This is a genomic window from Variovorax sp. OAS795, assembly GCF_040546685.1.
Lineage (GTDB): Bacteria > Pseudomonadota > Gammaproteobacteria > Burkholderiales > Burkholderiaceae_C > Variovorax.
Genome location: NZ_JBEPOH010000001.1, coordinates 241,694 through 262,851 on the forward strand (window position 1 = coordinate 241,694; position 21,158 = coordinate 262,851).

At 67.7% G+C, this 21,158-nt stretch carries 22 protein-coding genes; 13 read left to right on the forward strand and 9 right to left on the reverse strand.

What is annotated here, in order from left to right:
• Nucleotides 1–8: 8 nt before the first annotated feature.
• The 4 genes from xylF to ABID97_RS01190 form a co-directional block, all read right to left on the reverse strand.
• Nucleotides 9–1,031 carry a D-xylose ABC transporter substrate-binding protein gene (gene xylF, locus ABID97_RS01175; RefSeq protein ID WP_354396761.1) on the reverse strand — a complete coding sequence of 341 codons (1,023 nt, stop codon included), beginning with the start codon at nt 1,029–1,031 and terminating at the stop codon, nt 9–11.
• Nucleotides 1,032–1,223: 192 nt separating this feature from the next.
• Entirely contained in the window at nt 1,224–1,562 is a 339-nt protein-coding gene (locus ABID97_RS01180) for a putative antibiotic biosynthesis monooxygenase (protein ID WP_354396762.1), read from the reverse strand.
• A gap of 35 nt (nt 1,563–1,597) precedes the next feature.
• On the reverse strand, nt 1,598–2,500 hold the full coding sequence (locus ABID97_RS01185) for an NAD(P)-dependent oxidoreductase (protein WP_354396763.1): 903 nt from the start codon (nt 2,498–2,500) through the stop codon (nt 1,598–1,600).
• 3 nt (nt 2,501–2,503) lie between these two features.
• Nucleotides 2,504–3,265, reverse strand: coding sequence for an SDR family oxidoreductase (locus ABID97_RS01190; protein ID WP_354396764.1), 762 nt, complete (start codon nt 3,263–3,265; stop codon nt 2,504–2,506).
• Between the two features lie 218 nt (nt 3,266–3,483).
• On the opposite strand from ABID97_RS01190, the gene ABID97_RS01195 reads away from it, so the two are divergent.
• Together ABID97_RS01195 and ABID97_RS01200 are read left to right on the forward strand one after the other, a co-directional pair.
• Nucleotides 3,484–4,404, forward strand: coding sequence for a 2-hydroxyacid dehydrogenase (locus ABID97_RS01195; protein WP_354401638.1), 921 nt, complete (start codon nt 3,484–3,486; stop codon nt 4,402–4,404).
• Nucleotides 4,405–4,423: 19 nt separating this feature from the next.
• Nucleotides 4,424–5,497, forward strand: a complete 1,074-nt coding sequence (locus ABID97_RS01200; protein WP_354396765.1) for an L-idonate 5-dehydrogenase — start codon at nt 4,424–4,426, stop codon at nt 5,495–5,497.
• A gap of 6 nt (nt 5,498–5,503) precedes the next feature.
• Here ABID97_RS01200 and ABID97_RS01205 read toward each other — a convergent pair whose 3' ends face one another.
• Together ABID97_RS01205 and ABID97_RS01210 are read right to left on the reverse strand one after the other, a co-directional pair.
• Entirely contained in the window at nt 5,504–6,514 is a 1,011-nt protein-coding gene (locus tag ABID97_RS01205; protein WP_354401639.1) for a LacI family DNA-binding transcriptional regulator, read from the reverse strand.
• Nucleotides 6,515–6,624: 110 nt separating this feature from the next.
• Nucleotides 6,625–7,509, reverse strand: coding sequence for a LysR family transcriptional regulator (locus tag ABID97_RS01210; RefSeq protein ID WP_354396766.1), 885 nt, complete (start codon nt 7,507–7,509; stop codon nt 6,625–6,627).
• A gap of 129 nt (nt 7,510–7,638) precedes the next feature.
• Here ABID97_RS01210 and ABID97_RS01215 point away from each other — a divergent pair, with 129 nt between their 5' ends.
• The 4 genes from ABID97_RS01215 to ABID97_RS01230 all read left to right on the forward strand — a co-directional run bounded on the left by ABID97_RS01215 (nt 7,639) and on the right by ABID97_RS01230 (nt 11,294).
• The gene (locus ABID97_RS01215; RefSeq protein WP_354396767.1) at nt 7,639–8,625 is read left to right on the forward strand and encodes a tripartite tricarboxylate transporter substrate binding protein; all 987 of its coding nucleotides are present in this window, start codon (nt 7,639–7,641) and stop codon (nt 8,623–8,625) included.
• 9 nt (nt 8,626–8,634) lie between these two features.
• A complete protein-coding gene (locus tag ABID97_RS01220) occupies nt 8,635–9,816 on the forward strand; it encodes a M20 aminoacylase family protein (protein ID WP_354396768.1) in 1,182 nt (393 codons plus the stop codon).
• Nucleotides 9,817–9,992: 176 nt separating this feature from the next.
• A complete protein-coding gene (locus tag ABID97_RS01225; protein WP_503012798.1) occupies nt 9,993–10,370 on the forward strand; it encodes a VOC family protein in 378 nt (125 codons plus the stop codon).
• A gap of 9 nt (nt 10,371–10,379) precedes the next feature.
• Entirely contained in the window at nt 10,380–11,294 is a 915-nt protein-coding gene (locus tag ABID97_RS01230) for an amino acid ABC transporter substrate-binding protein (protein ID WP_354396770.1), read from the forward strand.
• A 67-nt stretch (nt 11,295–11,361) separates the two neighbouring features.
• On the opposite strand, the gene ABID97_RS01235 is transcribed toward ABID97_RS01230, so the two are convergent.
• Nucleotides 11,362–12,300 carry a LysR family transcriptional regulator gene (locus ABID97_RS01235; RefSeq protein ID WP_354396771.1) on the reverse strand — a complete coding sequence of 313 codons (939 nt, stop codon included), beginning with the start codon at nt 12,298–12,300 and terminating at the stop codon, nt 11,362–11,364.
• Between the two features lie 209 nt (nt 12,301–12,509).
• Between ABID97_RS01235 and ABID97_RS01240 the strand changes: the two genes are divergently transcribed.
• The 7 genes from ABID97_RS01240 to ABID97_RS01270 all read left to right on the forward strand — a co-directional run bounded on the left by ABID97_RS01240 (nt 12,510) and on the right by ABID97_RS01270 (nt 19,444).
• The gene (locus tag ABID97_RS01240; protein WP_354396772.1) at nt 12,510–13,919 is read left to right on the forward strand and encodes an acetyl-CoA carboxylase biotin carboxylase subunit; all 1,410 of its coding nucleotides are present in this window, start codon (nt 12,510–12,512) and stop codon (nt 13,917–13,919) included.
• Nucleotides 13,916–14,662, forward strand: coding sequence for a 5-oxoprolinase subunit PxpB (pxpB, locus tag ABID97_RS01245; RefSeq protein WP_354396773.1), 747 nt, complete (start codon nt 13,916–13,918; stop codon nt 14,660–14,662). Before ABID97_RS01240 ends, pxpB begins: the two co-directional genes overlap by 4 nt.
• Entirely contained in the window at nt 14,659–15,609 is a 951-nt protein-coding gene (locus tag ABID97_RS01250) for a 5-oxoprolinase subunit C family protein (protein WP_354396774.1), read from the forward strand. The genes pxpB and ABID97_RS01250 overlap by 4 nt, the downstream gene beginning before the upstream one ends.
• Nucleotides 15,596–16,408: a LamB/YcsF family protein gene (locus ABID97_RS01255; RefSeq protein WP_354396775.1), complete on the forward strand. Its 813-nt coding sequence runs from the start codon at nt 15,596–15,598 to the stop codon at nt 16,406–16,408. The genes ABID97_RS01250 and ABID97_RS01255 overlap by 14 nt, the downstream gene beginning before the upstream one ends.
• Nucleotides 16,405–16,632 carry an acyl-CoA carboxylase biotin carboxyl carrier protein subunit gene (locus tag ABID97_RS01260; RefSeq protein WP_354396776.1) on the forward strand — a complete coding sequence of 76 codons (228 nt, stop codon included), beginning with the start codon at nt 16,405–16,407 and terminating at the stop codon, nt 16,630–16,632. Before ABID97_RS01255 ends, ABID97_RS01260 begins: the two co-directional genes overlap by 4 nt.
• 146 nt (nt 16,633–16,778) lie before the next feature.
• On the forward strand, nt 16,779–18,131 hold the full coding sequence (locus ABID97_RS01265; protein ID WP_354396777.1) for an MFS transporter: 1,353 nt from the start codon (nt 16,779–16,781) through the stop codon (nt 18,129–18,131).
• Between the two features lie 182 nt (nt 18,132–18,313).
• On the forward strand, nt 18,314–19,444 hold the full coding sequence (locus tag ABID97_RS01270; RefSeq protein ID WP_354396778.1) for an ABC transporter substrate-binding protein: 1,131 nt from the start codon (nt 18,314–18,316) through the stop codon (nt 19,442–19,444).
• 51 nt (nt 19,445–19,495) lie between these two features.
• Here ABID97_RS01270 and ABID97_RS01275 read toward each other — a convergent pair whose 3' ends face one another.
• Together ABID97_RS01275 and ABID97_RS01280 are read right to left on the reverse strand one after the other, a co-directional pair.
• A complete protein-coding gene (locus ABID97_RS01275) occupies nt 19,496–20,488 on the reverse strand; it encodes a Bug family tripartite tricarboxylate transporter substrate binding protein (protein WP_503012736.1) in 993 nt (330 codons plus the stop codon).
• A 70-nt stretch (nt 20,489–20,558) separates the two neighbouring features.
• Nucleotides 20,559–21,146, reverse strand: a complete 588-nt coding sequence (locus ABID97_RS01280; RefSeq protein WP_354396779.1) for a flavodoxin family protein — start codon at nt 21,144–21,146, stop codon at nt 20,559–20,561.
• Between the last annotated feature and the right edge of the window lie 12 nt (nt 21,147–21,158).

Consider the following 21,158-nt stretch of genomic DNA (forward strand, 5'->3'; position numbering starts at 1 on the left):
GGGCGGGTCTACTTGCAGGCCGCCGGCGCGCTGGCCGCCTGCACGCCCTTGCAGAGCTCGTCCTTCTTGATCCAGCCGGCCTTCACGACCACGTCGAGGTTGTCGCGCGTGATCGGCACCGGCGTGAGCAGCCGCGACGACAGCGAGATCTTCTTGGGCCCCGAATTCCACGGCGCGGCCTTCTCCACCGGCTTGCCCTGCGTGAGCGCGATGGCGGCGCTGGCGGCTTCGCGGCCGAGTTCGCGCGAGTCCTTGAAGATGGTGGCGGTCTGCGTGCCCAGCGCGATGCGGTTGAGCGCCGCAAAGTCCGCGTCCTGGCCCGACACCGGAATGCCGCGCAGGCCCTTGGCCGTGAGCGCGGCCACCGCGCCGCCGGCCGTGCCGTCGTTGGCGGCCACCACCGCATCGACCTTGTTGCCGACCTTGGTGAGGATCTGCTCCATGTTCTTCTGCGCGACCTCGGGCTTCCAGCCTTCGGTGTATTCGTCGCCGACGATCTTGATGTCGCCCTTCTTCACTGCGGCGTCCAGCACCTCTTGCTGGCCTGCGCGCAGGAAGTCCGCATTGGGGTCGCTGGGCGAGCCCTTGATGATCACGTAGTTGCCCTGGGGCTTGACCTTGAAGACCTCGCGCGCTTCCATGCGCCCCACCTCGACGTTGTCGAAGGTGATGTAGAACACGCCGGGCGCCTCGATCAGCCGGTCGTACGCGACCACGGGCACCTTCTGGCGCGTGGCCTTGGTGATGGCGGGCAGGATCGCGTCCTTGTCCATCGCCAGCACGATCAGCGCCTTGGCGCCCTTGGACATCAGCCCCTCGATGTCGCCGAGCTGCTTCTCGGGCGAGCCGCCCGCATCGGCGCTGATGTACTTGGCGCCCAGCTTCTCCAGCTGCGCCTTGATCGCCGCCTCGTCGGTCTTCCACCGCTCTTCCTGGAAGTTGGACCAGCTCACGCCGACCACGGTCTGCGCCACTGCGCCCACTGCGGTGAGGCCGAAGGCCATGGCGGCCAGGGTGTGCTTGAGTTGCATCGATGTCTCTCCTAGGAAGGTTTGCCCGGCGCGGAAGCCGTGTAAGAAATTAGTTAGTTTGAAGGGCGAACTAACTATCCCATCGCGGCAAAGCGAACGGCATCCGGGAATTCCCGGGGACCGGAGACATGCGATTGGCGGGCCAGAAGGCAAGCCCGGCAGCGGCAAGCGCCGCCGGACTGCCCTGCCGCATCAAGCGTTGGCGAGCGGAAATTCCTCGGCGCTGAACACCGTATGAAAGACCGTGCCGTCGAACATCTCGAACAGGTGCTTCGAGACTTCGCGGCTTTCGTAGCGCACGGGCGAGTCGAGCGCGAGCGCGATGTCCTCGCGGCTCGCGTAGCGCGTCGACAGCACCATCGCCAGCTCGGGGTCGCTCACGTCGCTCTCGACCTGGCGCAGCACGCGCACTTCGAGCACGCCGGGAAAGCGGGTCCACAGCGGCACCAGCTTGTCGTGCACGTGCCGGTCGAAAGCCTCTTCCATGCCGGCCTTGACCCGGCCCCGGAAAAACGCGCAACGGATGAACATGGGATGTCTTCTTTCGTGGTTGGAATGCATGCGCCTCAGTCGCGCGCGTAGCCGCTGAACTGCCGCATCATGGCGGCCGTGTCCTCGGGCCCGAGCCCGGCCGCCACGAAGGCGCGATGCAGTTCGGAGACCGCACCCGCCAATGGCAGCGGCAGGCGTTCGGCGTGTGCAAAGGCCTGCACCGCCTCGAGGTCCTTGAGCATGTTGTCGATGCGGCCGGTGGGCGTGAGATCGCGCGCGGCCATCTTGGGGCCGAACTCGCGCAGGATCTGGCTGTCGGCCCGGCCGCCGGCCAGCGCGGTGTGCAGCTTCGAGGCATCGACGCCGCCGGCTTCCGCCAGCCGCACCGCCTCGGCCATGGCCTGGAAGCCGATGGCGCAGAGCAGCTGGTTGACCAGCTTGGTGGTCTGCCCGGCACCGCTTTCACCCATGCGGGTGTAGTTGGCGCACAGGCTGTCCATCACGGCGCGCGCACGTGCCACGTCGTCGTCGCTGCCGCCCGCCATCACGGTCAGCTGGCCGAGCAGCGCCTTGGGCGCACCGCCCGAGAGCGGCGCATCGACGAAGCCCATGCCCGTGCGTTCGCGCAGCCGCTGCGCGAGCCGGCGCGTGGCGGCCGGGTCGATGGAGGACATGTCGATCAGCAGCCGGTGCGGATCGGCGGGCGCGGCCGCAGCCACGCCGCCTTCGCCGAAGAGCACATGCTCGACCACCGCGGCGGAATTGAGGCTGGTGATGACGAAGTCGCTCGCCGCGGCGGCAGCGGCCGCATCGGCGGCGGCCTCTGCACCGTGCTGCGCCAGCGCCGCGACCTTGGCGGCATCGAGGTCGAACACCCGCACCGCATGGCCGCAGTCGAGCAGGCGGCGCGCAATGGCCGAGCCCATGACGCCGGCGCCGATCACGGCCACGCGCTGGCGGGTTGGCTCCACGGCCATCGCTCAGAGGCTGGCGGTGATGCCGCCGTCCACGTACAGGATGTGGCCGTTGACGAAGCTGGAGGCGTCCGACGCGAGAAAGATGGCGGCGCCGCCGAGTTCTTCCACGTCGCCCCAGCGCCCGGCGGGCGTGCGGCCGGAGAGCCACGCGGTGAATGCCTCGTCGGCCACCAGCGTCTCGGTCAGCTCGGTCTTGAAGTAGCCCGGGCCCAGGCCGTTGACCTGGATGCCGTGCTTGCCGAGATCGATGGCCATGCCCTTGGTGAGCATCTTCACGGCGCCCTTGGTGGCGGCATAGGGCGCGATGCCCGGCCGGCCCAGCTCGCTTTGCACCGAGCAGACGTTGATGATCTTGCCGCGCTTGCGCTCGATCATGCGCTGCGCCACGAAGCGGCCCACGAAGAACACGCTGTCAATGTTGGTGGTCGTGATCTTGTGCCAGGCATCGATCGGAAACTCCGCGAACGCGCCGCGGTGCTGCATGCCGGCGTTGTTGACCAGGATGTCGATGGCGCCGACTTCGGCTTCGATGCGCGCCACGCCGGCTTCCACCGCCTGGGCATCGGTCACGTCGAAGGCCACGGCCTCGGCCGCGACGCCGCGGGCGCGCAAGGCGTCGCGCGCTGCTTCGAGCGCGCCGGCATCGCGTGCATTGAGCACGATGCGCGCGCCCGCCGAGCCCAGCGCCGAGGCCAGCGCAAAGCCGATGCCCTTGCTGGAGCCGGTGATGAGGGCGGTGCGCCCGGAGAGGTCGAAGAGTTTCAAGCGGGGCTCCAGGAGGATGGCTGAACGGGGGAGGAGACGGCAGTGTAAATACGTTACCGGTATCTTTTTGGTCCGTCAATGGTAAAAACCTCCACGAAAGCTTCCTACAGGGCGCGACGACTCCGGTTAAAGTTACCGGTATCCATATTGCGCCTGTGCTGCGCCGTCCTTCGAGGAGAACCCGCTTGACCATCGCCACTCCACTCCCGCACGTGCTGATGCCCGGCCCCTATCCGGACTGGGACATGGCGCCGATGCAGTCGAGCTACACGTTGCTTCGCTGGTGGGAGGCGGCAGACAAGCCGGCCTTCCTCGCCGAGCACGCCCCGTCCATCCGCGCGGTGGCCACCCGCGGCGAACTGGGGGCCAGCACCGAGCTGATCGCATCGCTCCCGAACCTGGAGCTGGTCGCCTGCTACGGCGTGGGCACCGACGGCATCGACCTGGCGGCCTGCCGCGCGCGCGGCATCCGCGTGAGCAACACGCCCGACGTGCTCAACGGCGACGTGGCCGACCTGGCGGTGGGCCTCACGCTCGCGCTGCAGCGCGCCATTCCGGCGGCCGACCGCTTCGTGCGCAGCGGCGATTGGGCCAAGGGCCCGATGCCGCTGGCGACGCGCGTGTTCGGCCAGCGCGTGGGCATCGCGGGTTTCGGCCGCATCGGCAGCACCATCGCGCGCAGGCTCTCGGGCTTCGACATGGAACTGGGCTACTTCAGCCGCACCGCGCGCGAGGACAGCCTGCTGCGCCACTTCGGCAACCTGGCGGCCATGGCCGAATGGTGCGACGTGCTCATCGTGATCCTGCCGGGTGGCGAGGCGACGCGCGGCATCGTCGATGCCGGCGTGCTGCAGGCGCTCGGCCCCAAGGGCTGGCTGGTGAACGTGTCGCGCGGCACCACGGTCGACGAGGACGCGCTGCTGCAGGCGCTCGAGCAGCGCACCATCGCGGGCGCCGCGCTCGATGTGTTCCTGAACGAGCCGCGCATCGACCCGCGCTTCGCGGCGCTCGACAATGTGGTGCTGCACCCGCACCATGGCAGCGGCACCGAGCAGACCCGCCGCGCCATGGGCGAGCTGGTCCGCCGCAACCTGCAGGCCCACTTCGGTGGCCAGCCCCTCGTCACCCCGGTCGCCTGACGGCCTGAAGGAGAACCCCATGCGTTTGCGTTGTATGTGCCTCGTGATCCACGCCCCCGACGACCTGCGCCTGGAAGAACAGGACGCCGGCGAGATCGGACCGGGCCAGGTGCTGGTGAAGGTGGGCATGGGAGGCATCTGCGGCTCCGACCTGCATTACTTCCACAACGGCGGCTTCGGCACCGTGCGCATCAAGGAGCCGATGGTGCTGGGCCACGAGGTGGCCGGCACGGTGGTGGCCACGGCCCCGGGCGTCGAGAGCGTGCGCATCGGCGACAAGGTCGCCATCAATCCGAGCCGCCCGTGCGGCGCCTGCAAGTTCTGCCTCGAAGGCCTGCCCAACCAGTGCCTGGACATGCGCTTCTACGGCAGCGCGATGCGCATGCCGCACGTGCAGGGCGCGTTCCGCAACATGCTGCTGTGCGAGGCCACGCAGTGCGTGAAGGTGGCGGCGCATGTGCCGCTGCGCCTGGCGGCATTGGCCGAGCCGTTCTCGGTCGGGCTGCATGGCGTGTCGCGCGCGGGTCCGCTGCTGGGCAAGCGCGTGCTGGTGTCGGGCTGCGGGCCCATCGGCGTGCTGGCCATTGCGGCGGCGCGTGCGCACGGCGCGGCCGAGATCACCGCCACCGACGTGGTCGGCGAACCGCTGGCCATTGCGCGCGCCATGGGCGCGGACCACGCCATCAACGTGGCGGAAGACAAGGCCTGGGTGTCGCGCTATTCGGCCGACAAGGGCACCTTCGACGTGATGCTCGAATGCTCGGGCAACGAGCGCGCGCTGCGCGACGGGCTCGAGGTGATGCGCCCGCGCGGCGTGGTCGTGCAGCTGGGCCTGGGCGGCGACGTGAGCATCCCGCAGAACATGGTGGTGGCGAAGGAGCTCAGCATCTGCGGCTCGTTCCGCTTCCACACGGAGTTTGCGCTGGCGGTGCGGCTCATCAACGAAGGGCGGGTCGACTTGTCGCCCGTGGTCACGCACACCTTCCCGATGCTGCAGGCGCGCGAGGCCTTCGAGCTGGCGAGCGACCGGCAGCGTGCGATGAAGGTGCTGATCGACTTTGCCGACGCCGGCGCGGAAACCGCCGCGGCCTGATCGGCCTCAGGAGCTTTCGCGCTGCTCGACGCGGAACGGGATCAGCACCGTTTCCGCCGGCGGACGATGTCCTTCGCGGGCGCCGTCGATCACCCGCAGCAGCAGTTCGCCCGCGGCCCGCCCGATGCCGGCGCAATCCACCGCCACGGTGGTGATGCGCGGGTGCGAGGCGCGCGCGACCTCGAAATCGCCGAAGCCCGCGATCGCGATGCGCCCCGGCACGTCCCAGCCGCGGCGCTTGCATTCCATCAGCGCACCGAAGGCCGAGAGGTCGGACACGCACATCACCGCATCCACGTCGGGCCATTGCCGGATCAGCTGAACCACCGCCTCGCCGCCCTGCGCCATCGAGATGGGCGGCTGGCCGAAACTGATCACGCGCCCGTCGGGCAGTCCCAGTTCGCGGATCGCCTCGGCATAGCCGCGCTGCCGGTCGGCGCCGCGGGTGTCGCGGTTCGAGGTGCCGCCGATGAAGGCGATGCGCCGGTAGCCCTGGCCATGCAGGTGCCGCACCATCGCGGCCGCGGCCTGCGCGTTCGAGAAGCCCACCGTGTGCTCGATGGGCGTGGCCGGCAGGTCCCAGGTCTCGACCACCGGGATGCCGGCCGCCTGCAGCATGGCGCGCGCGGCGGGCGTGTGGGCGCCGCCGGTGAGGATCACGCCTTCGGGGCGGCGCGCGAGCATCGCACGCACCAGGCGCTCCTCGGTCTCCACGCGGTAGTCGGTATAGCCCAGCAGCAGCTGCAGCCCGCGCGCCTCCAGCGCGGCGGCAATGCCTTGCGCGGTCTCGGAAAAGTTGGAGTTGTTCAGCGACGGGATCAGCACCGCGACGAAGCCCGAGCGCTTGCTGGAGAAAGTGCGCGCGGTCTGGTCGATGACGTAGCCCATCTCCTCGCAGGCCTGCAGGATGCGCTGGCGCAGCGCTTCGGAGGTGGCGCGGTCGCTGCCCGTGCTGCGGTTGAGCGCGCGCGACACCGTCATCTTCGAGACGCCGACGCGCGCCGCGACATCGGCCATCGTGGCCGGGCGCGCGGGGGAAGGGGCTTTGGTCGGGGGCAAGGTGCTTTCTCTGGGTGCAGGTCGGAGGATAGGCGACTGGCGGGGTGGATGGTGCGCCTGGGTGGGGCTCAATCGCGGAGCAGCTCATCCATCAGTTCCCGCACGAACGCCAGCGCCGGCGCCTCCGTGCGGTGGCGCAAGGTCACCAGGCCGAAACGCGCAATGCCGTTCGAGGCGGGCGTCATCTTCAGCTCGGCCAGGCCGGGCGCCGCGGCGCGAATCGCCAGCAGCACGGCGTCGCTTCGGCGCACGACGTCCACCAGGCTTGAAAGCTCCTCGCACTGCAGCGTCACGAACTGGTCCGGGTGCGCATCGGGGCCGTAGGCCGCGATGAAGGTGCGGGCCACCTCGTCGCTCAGCGGCGTGGAAGCGATCGGGTAGCGCCGAAGCGCCTCGAAGGTGACCCCGCCGCGCCGCCTTGCGAGCGGATGGCCGGCGCGGCACATGAAGGTGCCGCGCATTTCGTGCAATGCACTCACCACGAGGTCCGGCGCGGGCTTGAGCGAACGCACATCGACCACGAGCGCATCCATCGTGCGGGCCCGAAGCGCCTGCGTGAGCATTTCGGTGCCCCCGCGCGACACCACCGCCCGCATCTTCGGATGGCGGGTGGCCATGCGCATCAGGAAGGGCGTCATCAGCATCGCGCCGGGGCCCGATCCCATGCCGATGCGGATCGAGCCGCCCTCCCCTTCGCTCATCTGGCGTCCGCTGCCGCGAAGCTCGTCCGCGTCGAACACCAGCTGGCGCGCGCGGTCCAGCACCTCGCGTCCGAAGACCGTGAGTTCGTTGCGGCGGCCGACCCGGTCGAAAAGCGGCGTGCCCAGCTCGTCCTCGAGCGCACGGATGCTGCGGCTCAATGCGGGTTGCGTGAGGTGCAGCGCCTGGGACGACTTGCTGAAAGAGCCGCTCTGCGCCAGTGCGATCAGGTGCCGCAATTGAACCAATGTCATCGTCGAGGGGCCGGAGCGAAGGTGTTTGGAACTCATGCTAATGCAAACAACAATGCATTGGACGTTGGTTTTCCCGGCTTCTACGATCCGCCTGCAACCGGCATTCACGCCGGTCCAACTGGAGTCCCGATGAAGCTGCTGTCCCGACGCGCGAGCGCCTTTCTTCTTGCCGGCCTGCTGCTGTCGGCTGCCACGGCCCATGCGCAGACCTATCCGGCCAAGCCGGTCAGCCTGATGGTCCCGTACCCGGCCGGCGGCCCGTCCGACGCCACGGCCCGCATCTTCACCGTGCCGCTGGGCGCGGCGCTGGGGCAGCAGGTGGTGGTGGAAAACCTCGGCGGCGTCAGCGGCGCGATGGCAGCGCAGAAAGTGCTGGCGGCACCGGCGAACGGCTACTACATCTTCCAGGGCTCGCCCAACGAGGTGATCCTCTCGCCCCTGGCCAATGCGGCGGTCAAGCTCAAGACCGAGGACTTCCGCCTCGTGCATCCGGTCTCCGAAGCGGTGATGGTGTTCGTCACGCGCAAGGACCTGCCGGTCAACAGCGTCGACGAGCTGGTCGCGCTCGCGCGCAAGTCCAGCGCGGCGCCGCTGACCTACGGCAGCGTGGGCATCGGTTCGCTCTACCACCTGATCCTGGAGAGCGTGCAGCAGCAGGCCGGCATCAAGCTCGTGCATGCGCCCTACAAGGGCAACGCGCCGCTGCTGCAGGACATCGGCGGCGGGCAGGTGGACTTCGCCGTCCTGGTGTACAGCGCGGCCATGGGCGCGATGGCGGACCAGGGCAGGCTCAAGGTGATCGGCCAGCTCGGCGCGCAGCGCTCCGAGCTGCTCCGGAACGTGCCGGCAGCGAGCGAAGGCAAGGAGCTGAAAAACTTCTCCTACAAGATCTGGAGCGGCTTCATGGTGCCCAAGAGCACGCCGGAAGACGTGGTGCAGCTGCTGCACAAGGCCGTCGGCGCGACGCTGAAGGACCCCGAGGTGCGCTCGCAGCTGGCGGCCCAGACGCAACTGGCCTCGGCACCGATGACGCTTGCGGAATCGTCGAGGTTCTTCGAGGAAGAAACGGCGCGCTACCGCGCCATCGCCCGGTCGATCAACCTGCAGCCGCAGTGAGCCGGGGCCATGCACACGCTATTGGAACAACTGCATGCGCAGGCCGGCGAATTCATCGGCCTGCGCCGCGACATCCACCGCCACCCGGAGCTGGCCTTCGACGAGCACCGCACTTCGGAGCTCGTGGCCGGCAAGCTGCGGCAATGGGGCTACGAGGTCGAGCAAGGCATCGGCGGCACGGGCGTTGTCGGCCGGCTGGTACGCGGCAACGGCACGCGCCGGCTCGGCCTGCGCGCCGACATGGACGCCTTGCCGATCGACGAAGCCACCGGCCTGCCCTACGCCAGCCGCCACGCCGGGGTGATGCATGCCTGCGGCCATGACGGCCACACCGCGATGCTGCTGGCGGCTGCGCACCATCTCGCCACGCGAGGGCACTTCGACGGAACGCTGAACCTGGTTTTCCAGCCGGCCGAGGAAGGCGGCGGCGGCGCGCTCCGGATGATGGAAGACGGCCTGTTCGACCGGTACCCGTGCGATGCGATCTTCGCGATGCACAACCTGCCGGGCCTGGCGCAAGGCCGATTGGCGTTGCGGGATGGCCCGGCGATGGCGTCGTCGGACTACGCCACGGTCACGCTCACCGGCATCGGCGGACACGGCGCCATGCCCCACCGCGCCGCGGATCCCATCGTGGCGGCGGCCAGCATCGTGATGGCCTTGCAGACCATCGTGTCGCGCAACATCGATCCGTTGCAGATGGCCGTGGTCACGGTCGGTGCCATCCATGCCGGCAAGGCCAACAACGTCATTCCCCAGGACGCCGTTCTAGAGATCAGCGTGCGCGCACTCGACCGCGGTGTGCGCAGCACCCTCGAAGCACGCATCAGGTCGCTGGTCGCGGCACAGGCCGAGAGCTTTGGCGTCGCTGCCCGCACCGACTGGCGGCCGGGCTATGCGGTGCTGGTCAACACGCCCGGAGAAACCGCGCTGGCGCGCGAGGTGGCGCTCGAACTGGTCGGCGCCGACCGGGTCGTGCTGCAGGGCCCCGCTGTGCCCGCCAGCGAAGACTTCGCCTTCATGCTCGAGCGCGTGCCCGGCAGCTATGTACAGATCGGCAATGGCGAAGGCGACGGCCATGGCGCCTGCATGGTGCACAACCCGGGCTACGACTTCAACGACGACAACGTGGCGGTGGGCTCGGCGTTCTGGGTGCTGTTGGCCGAGCGCTTCCTGCGGTCCGTGGAGTGACGCAAGCCCACTTTTTTCATCCATCGATTCTGGTGTTGCTCAGCACCTAAATAAACCACTTTCGATCATGAGAGGCCCTGCTTAAAGTTGCGTCCACCGCAACTCTCCCGATGAGAAATCCCATGTCCTCCGCCACCGCCCGCATCCCATTCCACCTGGCGTTTCCAGTCCGCGACATTGCCGAAGCCCGCGCGTTCTACGGCGAACTGCTCGGCTGTCCCGAGGGCCGCAGTGCGCCGGAGTGGGTGGACTTCGATTTCCATGGCCACCAGATCGTGGCCCACCTGGCACCGGACGAGTGCGGTCATCGCCAGAGCAGTGCCGTCGACGGCCACGACGTGCCGGTTCGCCATTTCGGCGCGATCCTGCCGATGGACCAGTGGCAGCTCATGGCCGACAAACTCGTGGCGCGCAAGACCGAGTTCGTCATCGAGCCCTATGTCCGCTTCAAGGGCGAGCCCGGCGAGCAGGCGACGATGTTCTTTCTCGATCCCTCGGGCAATGCCATCGAGATGAAGTCCTTCGCCGACCTGAGCTCCCTCTTCGCACGCTGAGCGATCGCCATGACCAAGAGCAACACGACGTCCGTGGCACTGGCTGCCATGCTGGCCGCGGTCTGCGGCTCTGCCGCGGCGCAGCCCTCCGAGACCCTGGGCAAGGTCAAGGAGTCCGGCTCCATCACCATGGGCGTGCGCGATGCATCGGGCGCCATGTCGTTCACCACGGGGCCCGGCAAGTACACGGGCTTCCATGTGGAGATCTGCGAGCGGGTCGTCGCCGACATCAGGAAGGCTGTGCAGCTCGACAAGATCGATGTGAAGTACCAGCTCGTGACGCCCCAGAACCGGATTCCCCTGGTGCAGAACGGCACGGTCGACATCGAGTGCGGGACGACGACCAACAACGCCGCGCGGCAGAAGGACGTCGCGTTCGCGCCCACCTTGTATGTCGAGGGCATCCGGATCGCCGTCAAGGCAGGTTCGGGCATCGCAGCCCCGGCGCAGCTGGCCGGCAAGACGGTGGCGGCCACCACCGGCAGCACCAGCGTGCAGGCGCTGCGAAAGCTCGGGCGCGACGGCGTGGGCGGCGTCTCCGAGGTGCTGTCCAAGGACAACAGCGAAGGCTTCCTGCTTCTCGAAGGCGGGCGCGCCGACGGCTTTGTCGCCGACGGCCAGATCCTGGCAACGCTGATCTCCAAGAGCAAGGAACCCGAGAAGTACAAGCTGCTGGACCAGGTCCTCGGTGTCGAACCCATCGCCATCATGTTCCGCAAGGGCGATCCGGCATTCAAGAAGGTCGTCGACGACAGCATCCTGGCACTCGCCAGGAGCGGTGAAGTCCCGCGCCTCTACGACAAGTGGTTCATGCAGCCGATTCCTCCGAACGGCTCGAAGGTGGGCCTGCCGGCCAACGCCATGACCAAGGCCGCCTGGGCTGCGCCATCGGACAAGCCGCTGGAGGCCTACGAGGCGCGCTGATGCGAAACCGGCTCACGCGTGACTCGGCGCCAACACGACCGGGTCGTGGGAGGCCCGGGAGCCCTCGCTAAAGTGCGCGCGTCCGGCCCGGCTTGGCTGCGGATCGGCGTTTCGGCACGAGCGGACTGCCCGGCTGCGCGTCTGCCGCATCGCGCAGGTGCTGCGCAAAATGCGCCACCATCGGCGGACTGGCGCGCGGCTTGCGCTGAAGCAGGCCGATCTCCCGATAGAAGGTGAACTCCCCGAGCGGGACGATGCGCACGCCTGCAGGCAGGGGCAGGTGCGCCTCGACCAGCGGCACAAGCGCAACGCCGAGGCCCTTGGACGCGAGGTGGATCAACCCCGCGATCTCGTCGATCTCGATGGCATCGTTGACCGCGATGCCCTCGCGGCGAAGAAAGCCCTCGACCATGCGCCCGCCGAAAGAGGCCCGGTCGTAGCGCAGGAACGGCTGCTGCTGGATCAGCTGGCGCCAGTCCTTCGTCGCAGGCGCAGTCTTGGGCACGACCAGCACATAGGGCTCGTGGATCAGGGCCTGCCACGTCAGGTCGGGAGGCATGCCGAACGGGGGCCGGATGATCACCGCCGCATCGATCTTGCCCGCGTCGAGGTCGTCCATCAGGCGCATCGAAACGCCCGGCGACACATGGACGCGTACCAGGGGAAAGGCTTTGCGAAGCCCTTCGAGTGCGCGTGCCAGCAAGGTGGGCTGGGCCGAGGCGATCGAGCCGATGCGCAGCAATCCGCGCGTGGCGTTGTCTTCGGGGAGTTCCCCCAACTTTGCGAACAGCGCACAGATCTCTTCCACGCGCGGAAGGGTCGTCTGGCCCGCAACGTTCAAGGTGGCCGAGCGCCCGGTTCGATCGAACAGCTCGAACCCCAGTGCTTCCTCGAGCCGTTTGATCTGGCTGCTCACGGCGGACTGCGTGAGGCCGATACGGTCTCCCGCAGCGGCGAAGGTGCCGTGCTTGCACACGGCGATGAAGGTTCTGAGTTCGCTGATCACGCGCCGAGCATCTCAAGAATCGATGGTCGGGTCAATCGACCATCGGAAAAATATTCATCGAAATTGTCGATGCTAAGCGCGAATTTATATTGCTTTTCTTTGACCCTCCGCGTTCATAGACTTCGCGGCATCGGCAGGGATCACCACGAAGAAATGCGATCAGGGCATGAGGAAAGCTCGGCCCGAATCACCGCAACAGGAGCCAGAGAATGAAGAGAATCCTGATCGCCAATCGCGGCGAGATCGCCTGCCGCATCATCCGGGCGGCGCGCGATCTGAACATCGAAACGATCGCGGTCTATTCAGACGCGGATGCCGGCTCCCTGCACTGCGAGATGGCCGACTTCGCGGTTCGCATCGGCCCGGGTCCTGCAAGCGAAAGCTACCTGAATGTCGATGCGGTTCTTGGGGCCGGCCTGCAGCACGAGGCCCAGGGGGTGCATCCGGGCTACGGCTTCCTTTCCGAGAACACCGCCTTTGCGCGGGCCGCGGAACGCCATGGGATTCGATGGATCGGACCCACGCCGGAATCGATCGAAGAGATGGGCGACAAGCACCGTGCGCGAAGCATCGCCCACGCGTGCGGCGTTCCGGTGCTGCCAGGCAGCCGTGCCTTTCTCCCAGGCGAAGACGCGGACCTGCTGGAACTCGAAGCGGCGCGTGTCGGCTTTCCCTTGCTGGTCAAGGCGGCAGGGGGCGGCGGCGGCATCGGCATGAAGCGGGTGGACGCGCCCGCGGCCCTGGCGGCGGCCGTTGCGTCGACCCAGTCGCAGGCTTCGAAAGCCTTCAACGACGCTTCCGTCTACCTGGAGCGCTTCGTGCCGCGCGCCCGGCACATCGAGGTGCAGGTTTTCGGCTTTGGCGACGGTAGCGCGATCCATCTTTTCGAACGCGACTGCTCCGTGCAGCGGCGGTTCCAGAAGATCGTGGAAGAGAGCCCTGCGCCGGGCCTGGCGCCCGATGTGCTCGACCGGATGCTCGCCAGCGCCGTCTCGCTCACGGCGGGCCAGCGCTACCGCGGCGCCGGAACTGTCGAGTTCATCCTGGACGCGGACAGCCAGGCCTTCTACTTTCTTGAAATGAACACCCGCATCCAGGTGGAGCACGGGGTCACCGAAGCGGTGACCGGCAGGGACCTGGTGCGCGACCAGATCCTGCTGGCTGCGGGAATGCTGGAGCGCACGCCGCAGGCAGAGATCCGCCGCCACGGTGCCGCCATCGAGTGCCGTGTGTATGCCGAGAATCCCCTGAAGAACTTCCTTCCATCGCCTGGCCTGCTCGAACGGTTCGTCCTGCCTTCGGGAATCGATGGCCTGCGCGTGGACACGGGGGTGCGCGAAGGGGATTCGATCAGTCCGTTCTACGACCCGATGATCGCGAAGCTCATCGCTTCGGCCTCCACCCGTGCGCAAGCATTGCAGCGCATGGACGAGGCCCTGCGATCCATCGAGATCGTGGGCATACGCCACAACACGGCCTTCCTGCGGCAAGTCATCGGCCATCCCACCTTCCAGGCCGGCGCAGTCGACACGAACTTCGTCGATCGCGAAAAACAGGCCCTGCTGGCGCGCCTGAATGAGCACGCGAGCGGCGCCGGTTCACTGAAAGCCACGTCATGAGCGGCGTCGAAGCACTCGCCGAAAACCAAGCGCCTTGGCGAATGGCACCTTCGGGCGACAGCTGTCTCGTGGTGGAGGCACGACCGCTTGCCGGCAGTGCTGGCGGGCGGTGGCCGGCAGCCGCGGCGGCCGTATTGCGCGAGGCCGGGTTGCCGGGCGTGATGGACATCGTGGCGGCCATGGCGACCGTGGCAATCCACTACCGGCCGGAATCGATCCCGTGCCTCGCGGCGACTGGCGAGACGCCCTACCAGGCCGTGGCACGCCAGGTCGGTGCGGTGCTCCAGGGTCTTGATTGCCGCCATCGCGCCTCCACGCGCCTGGTCGAGGTTCCGGTCTGCTACGGCGGCGAGCACGGCCCCGATCTCGAGACAGTGGCCGATGCATGCGGACTGTCGCCCCGGGCCCTGGTCGATCTGCATGCCGGCGCGGAGGTCGAGGTCCAGATGATCGGCTTCGCGCCCGGCCACCCCTACATCGGCACTTTCGACGAACGATTGGCACCCCCGCGGCGCGCGCAGCCCCGAACAGCCGTGCCGGTCGGCTCCGTCGGGCTCGCCAATCGGCAGAGCGTGATCTATCCCTTCACGCTCCCCGGCGGATGGAACCTCATCGGCCGGACCCCACTGATGCTGTTCGACGCGGCCCGCGATCCGGCCTGCTTGCTCGAGGCAGGCGACCGCATCCGTTTCATGCCCATCTCGGCGGGCGAGTTCGAAGCCATGGGGAGCCAGCGACCATGATCGAAGTCCTCAAGCCCGGTGCCCTGTCGACCTTTCAAGACCTGGGCCGCTTCGGCCACCAGCACCATGGCATTCCGGTCTCCGGCGTCATGGACGAACGCTCGCACCGGCTGGCATGCATGCTGGTCGGCAACCCGCCCTCGGAAGCCACGCTGGAGGTCACGCTGCTCGGCCCCACGCTGAGGTTCGAGGTGCCCGCCGTGATTGCCGTGTGCGGTGCAGACCTGGGAGCCACGCTCGGTGGCAGGGCATTGCCGCTCGGCGCACCGGTTTCGGTGGCCGCGGGCGACCTGCTCGCCTTCGGCAAGCGGGCCAACGGATTGCGCGCCTACATCGCGGTGGCCGGCGGCTACGCGCTCCGGCCGGTCATGGGCAGCACGAGCACCTACGTTCGCGGCGGCTTCGGCGGCGCGCAAGGCGGTCCGCTGCAAAAGGGTGACCGCATCGCGCTCGGCGGCGCGCCCACGCCCGCTTTGCCGCCGGGCGCAAGCGGCTTCACGTTCCCGGACGAAGTGCAGCGTGCACCCGGGGCGCCGATCCGCATCGTCCCCGGCAGGGAGTGGGAGGCATTCGAGCCCCAGGCGCACCGTGCCATGGCCGAGCAGGTCTTCCGCGTCAGTCCGCGCTCCGATCGCATGGGCTATCGACTGGAATGCGAGCCCTTGCGCTTGCTGGAGCCCCTGGAGCTGCAGTCCGAGGCGGTGGGCTTCGGGACCGTCCAGGTTCCACCGGACGGGCATCCGATCGTCTTGCTGGCGGACCGCCAGACCACGGGCGGCTACCCCCGCATCGCGAATGTCGCGGCAGTCGATCTTCCGTGCATGGCGCAGCTCATTGCCGGCGAGCCGGTGCGCTTCGAATGGATCTCGCTGGACGCAGCCCAGGCGCTTGCGGTGGCGCAGGGCAAGATCTTCCGGACGATGGAGGCAGGCCGTGGCGTCCATTGACTTCAACAGCGACGTGGGCGAGAGCTACGGGGTCTACCGGCTCGGCGACGACGCGGCGGTGCTGGACCACGTGACCTCCGCCAACGTGGCCTGCGGCATGCACGCCGGAGACCCGCAGACCATCGCCGCGACCGTCGCGCTGGCAGTCGCCCGAGGCGTGTCGATCGGGGCGCATCCCGGCTTTGCCGATCTCCAGGGATTCGGACGGCGGCCGATGCAACTGGGGCGCGATGAGCTGCACCACCTGGTGGTCTACCAGATCGGCGCCCTGCAAGCCTTTTGCACGGCGGCCGGAACGCGCCTGGCGCACGTCAAGACACATGGCGCGCTCTACAACATGGCGGCGCGCGATCCGGCAATGGCGCGCGCTGTGGCGGACGCCGTGCGTGCCGTGGATCCGCAGCTGGTCTTCTACGGCCTTGCCGGGTCTGAGCTGGTCCGCAGTGCCCGGGAGGCGGGACTCGCCGTGGCCGAAGAAGTGTTCGCGGACCGCAGCTACCAGGACGACGGCGCCCTGACGCCGCGATCGCACCCCGGTGCCCTGATCACCGACATCCGGCAATCCGTGGCGCAGGTGCTGCGCATGGTTCGCTCGGGCGTGGTGCGTTCGGTCCACGGCGTGGACGTGCCGGTGCGGCCCGACACGCTGTGCATCCATGGCGACCAACCCGACGCCGCAAATTTTGCGCGCGCGATCCGCCAGGCACTCGAAGCGGAGGGCGTGTCCGTTCGACCAGCGAGCCGACGCGCCATCGCCCTCGGGCCGGCTTCCCCCCTCACCCCTGGAGCCCACGCATGAGCCAAGAGATCGAGATCCGCACAGACACCGCAGGCACGCTCCTGAAAATCGTTGCCGCGCCGAATGCACCTCTGGCCGCGGGGGACGACATCGCGATCATGGAGTCCATGAAGATGGAGATTCCGCTGCAGGCGCCGGCAGCGGGATTCGTCGCCGAGTTCTTCTTCGACGAGGGGGCATTGCTTGAAGAAGATGCCGTCCTCGCGCGCTTCGTGGCCAGTTGACGCCGTTGCGGCGGCGCGCTGCAGCCAGCCCCGCCGCTAGCGACACCCCCTCGTACCCACCCCATTCGAAACGGGCGACGCGTCGCCCGGGACGAGCCGCGGCCTTCCCGGAGGCCATTTGATCCCTCCCACATGCTGGAGAAAAAATGAACACTTCCCAAACGATGGGCTTGCCCGAGGGGCCGGGCGCACGGCCGGCGCATGCCTTCTCCAACGATGCGGTGGACCCGCTTGCCAGGGCGACTGCGCGCAAGGCGGCCCTTGCCGCGTCCGTGGGAACCGCCATCGAGTACTACGAGTTCGGCGTCTACGGCTACATGGCCGCCACCATCGGCCCGCTGTTCTTCCCGAGCACCGATGCGACCGCGTCGCTGCTGGCCATTCTTGCCGTCTTCGGAAGCGCGTTCCTGATGCGGCCGATCGGCGGCATTGTCCTGGGCCGCCTGGGTGACCGGATCGGCCGGCGCGGCATCCTGCTCGTCACGGTGATCGGCATGGGCATTGCCACCGCGGCCATCGGCCTCTTGCCCGTGGCCTCGACCGCGGGCATTGCCGCGCCCATCCTGCTGCTCGCCATACGCCTCGTGCAGGGCTTCTTCGCCGGGGGCGAAGTCACGGGCGCAGCCGCTTACGTGGCAGAGTCGGCGCCTCGCGGCAAGCGGGGCTTCTACGGCGCCTTCACGCCGGTGGGCGTTGCCGTGGGAGGCGCCCTGGCTGCCGCGGCATGCGGCCTGACCTCCGCCCTGTTGAGCGCCGAGCAGATGCAGCAATGGGGCTGGCGAATTCCGTTCCTGCTTGCGATACCGATGGTGATCGTGTCGACCGCCGTCAGGCGCCGGGTCGAGGAATCCGCGGCATTCCAGGAGTTCCAGGCACACAACGAACCGACCAAGGCACCACTGCGCGAAGTGCTGACGCAACATGCGTCGAAGGTGCTGAAGGTGACGGCACTGGCGTTCGGCCAGAACGTCGGCTACTGGGTGGGCCTGGTCTTCATGAACATCTATCTGACCACCTACCTCAAGTACGACAAGACGACCGTCTACTGGATCATGGCCGCGGTCGGCGTGACCATGGCCATCCTCATGCCGTTCTGGGGCGGCCTCTCGGACCGCTGGGGCCGTCGCCGTGTTCTGGGGATCGGCTTCCTGGGGTACATGGTCCTGGTCTGGCCCATGATGATCCTGATGGACCAGCAAAGCATCGGCCTCGCGGCGCTGGCGATGTTCATCATTGCCTTGCCTCTGCCCATCGTGCAGTCGGTCGGCTATCCGACCTATGCGGAGCAGTTTCCGACCCGCATCCGATACACCGGCATGGCATTCAGCTTCAACATCGGCGCGATCCTCGGAGGCGGCGTGACACCGTATGTGGCCACGAGCCTGATTGCCTCGACCGGCAACCTGAAATCCCCCGCGATCCTGCTGATTGCCGCGGCGATCTTCAGCCTGCTTGCCTTGCTGACGGTGCGGGAAACCTCAAAGGATCGTCTCGCCTAGGCGGATGCGGCCGCGGCCCTCGCCAGTGGAGGGCGACCCACAGGCACATGCAAGTCCGGCCATATCGCTTGCGGAAAATCTCATTGGATGTGGTGGGCGAATCTGGAAAGAATCACGCCGCGATCGGCCCCGGTTCACTCGACCCGGCCCGGCTCGCCCCTTCCAGAAGAAAGATTCTCCGAATGCCGACCCTCCTTCGCGCAAAACGCCTCTCGACGGCCATCGCCGGCGCCATCTTCATGACGTTCGCGCACGGCGGCCAGTTCGTCGTGGGCCAGGTGGGACCGATGTCGGGCCTGGAAGCCAGCCAGGGGCGTGCCTATGCCGCGGGCATGCAACTGCTTTTCGACACGGTCAACAAGGCCGGAGGTGCGAACGGCAACACCTTCGTATTGGCAAGCCGGGACGACGGTGGCCGGCCCGAAGACACGGTCAACGTGACGAGGCGGCTCATTGCCGAAGAGAGGCCGCTGGTACTGGCTGGCTATTTCGGCAACCGGAACATCGCCAGCCTGGTGGATTCCGGCATTCTCGAGAAAGAGAAGATCGCGCTGGTGGGATACCGCGCAGCCGACCTCCGGATCAGTACGCCCTACCTCTACAGCATCCGCGCGGGCCTGCACGACGAGCTCGGCAAGATCACGGAGCATCTCGCCACCATCGGCGTCACGCGTCTCGGGCTGTTCTACGAGGATGGGCCCGACGCCGGCGGCGTTGTTGCCGCATCGGACGAAGCGGCCGCAAAGGCACACGTGGCCATCGTCGCCAAGGCCTCGTATCCACCGGGCACCGCCCGCGTCGGCCCGGCCGTCGAGCTGCTGGCCAAGGCAGCGCCGCAGGCGATCGTCATGGTGTCGAACGGCGCGCCCGCAGCCGCTTTCATCGAGCAATACCGCGCAGGCGGCGGGTCTGCGCAGCTGTTCGCAAGCTCCAGCGCCGAAATCGAGCAATTGTCCAAGCGCCTGGGCAAGGAACAGATGCAGGGCGTGGCCATCGCCCAGGTGACGCCCAGCCCGTATCGAATTTCAAGCCGGCTCGCGAAAGAGCTCAATGACGCCGTGGACCGGGCAGGCCATCCGGACGCATCCGTGAGTTTCGCCATGATGGAAGGCTTCATCGCGGCGAAGGTGATCGTGGAGGCGGTCCGGCGGCAGAACGCGAAGGTCAGCCGCGAAGGCATGCCCGCAGCGCTCGACGGCATCGGCAACTACGACGCGGGCGGCTACGTCGTCGGCTTCAGGCACGGGATGCATGTCGGATCGAGCTTCGTCGAACTCTCGATCGTCAGCAGCGCGGGCAGGATCAGGCAGTAGCACGCCGGCGTCATCCGCCAGCCGCACCGGTGGCCTCCTGAACCATGCGCATCAGTCCAGATGCGCGCCGACTTTCTTGATGACCTCGGCGAACCGGGACGATTCATCGGAAATATGCTGGGCGAACTCGGTGGGCGTTGCGAGGAAGGGCTCGTAGCCGAAAGCAGCGAACTTGTCGCGGACATCCGGCTCACGCAGCGCCTTCTCGACATCGCGGCGGATCTTTTCGACGACCGCCGGGGAAACGCCGCGCGGTGCGGCGAAAGCCGTCCAGCCCGCGACCTCGAACCCCGCGGGCCCGCCCGCTTCCGAGACGGTCGGCACGTCCTTGTATGCCGCGAGCCTGCGGGGCGCCGCAATCGCGAGAAACTTGAGCTTGCCGCCACGGTGGAGCGGTCCGGCGGTGGCGATGGTCCCCATCGCAAAGCTCAGTTCACCGGTGGCGACACCGCTGTAGAGCTGGTTCGTCTCCTTGTAGACGACGTGCTGCATCTGGGTGCCCGTCATCGTTTCGAGGAGCGCCGATCCCAGGTGTGCGGGGTTGCCGACCGACCAGGAGCCATAGCTCAGCCTGCCCGGGTTCGCCTTGGCATCGGCGACCAGGTCGGCCACGCTGCGGTACTTGCTGTCGGCTGAAACCGTGATGAAGAAATAGGTCTTGAACAGCGGCGCGATGAGCTCGAAATCCTTGTTGCCGTCGAAGGGCAGCTTCTTGAAGAGATGCGGGTACGCCGTCAGGTGCACGTTCTCCAGGTGGACCAGGTCGTGCCCGTCGGTCGCGCCGCGCTTGAAGGCATTGATGGCGATGAACCCGTTGCCGCCCGGCTTGTTGTCGACGGTGACGGGCTGGCCCCAGGCGCGTGCGAGCTTGTCCGCGACAAGGCGCGCCACGCCGTCGGGCCCGCTGCCGACGGGGAACGGACTGATCAATCGCACCGGCCGTGTGGGAAACGGCGGCTCCTGCGCGAAAGCGGCCGCCGCGGGGAGCAAACAGGCCGCAGCGGCAAGCGCGGTCCGGCGGCTGATGGTGATGGGCGTTTTCACTCGGTTTGCTCCTGGTTGTTGTCGTTGTCGTGAAGAAAATCGCTTCAGGCCGGCCTCGTGGCGCCGGCGATCAAGCCGGCACGGCGCTCGGATGCAGCGGATGGCCGGCCGTCATCCGGGCCGCCACGGAGGCCACGCGCTCGCCGAACAGGCGCGCCGTCTCCAGGTCGCCCGCCGCCATCTCGCCGGCGCTTGCATCCGAGGGCGACTGGGCAATGGCACCGCTGAACGACACGAGGTAGTTCACGTCATCCCGCTTCGCGGCCTTGGTGTTGCTGGGCATCAACCCCTGGCTGACCCAGATCATCCCGTGCTGCATGGCCATCGTGAACAGCGCATTCAGCGCGGCGTGCTTGTCGCCGTTCAATCCGGCACTGTTGGTGAAGCCGGCGGCGATCTTGTCCTTCCATTCCTGCGCGTACCAGTACTTGGACGAGCCATCGGCGAATTTCTTGAACTGCCAGCTGACGTTGCCCATGTAGGTCGGCGTGCCGAAGATGATCGCGTCGGCGGCCTTGAGCTGCTCCCAGCCGCCGGCCGGGAGGTTGCCCTCGGCGTCGATGGCGATCAGCGCCGCGCCGGCGCCTTGCGCCACGGCCTGCGCCATGCGCTGGGTGTGGCCGTAGCCGGAGTGGAAGACGACTGCAATGGTTGGCATGCAAGATTCCTT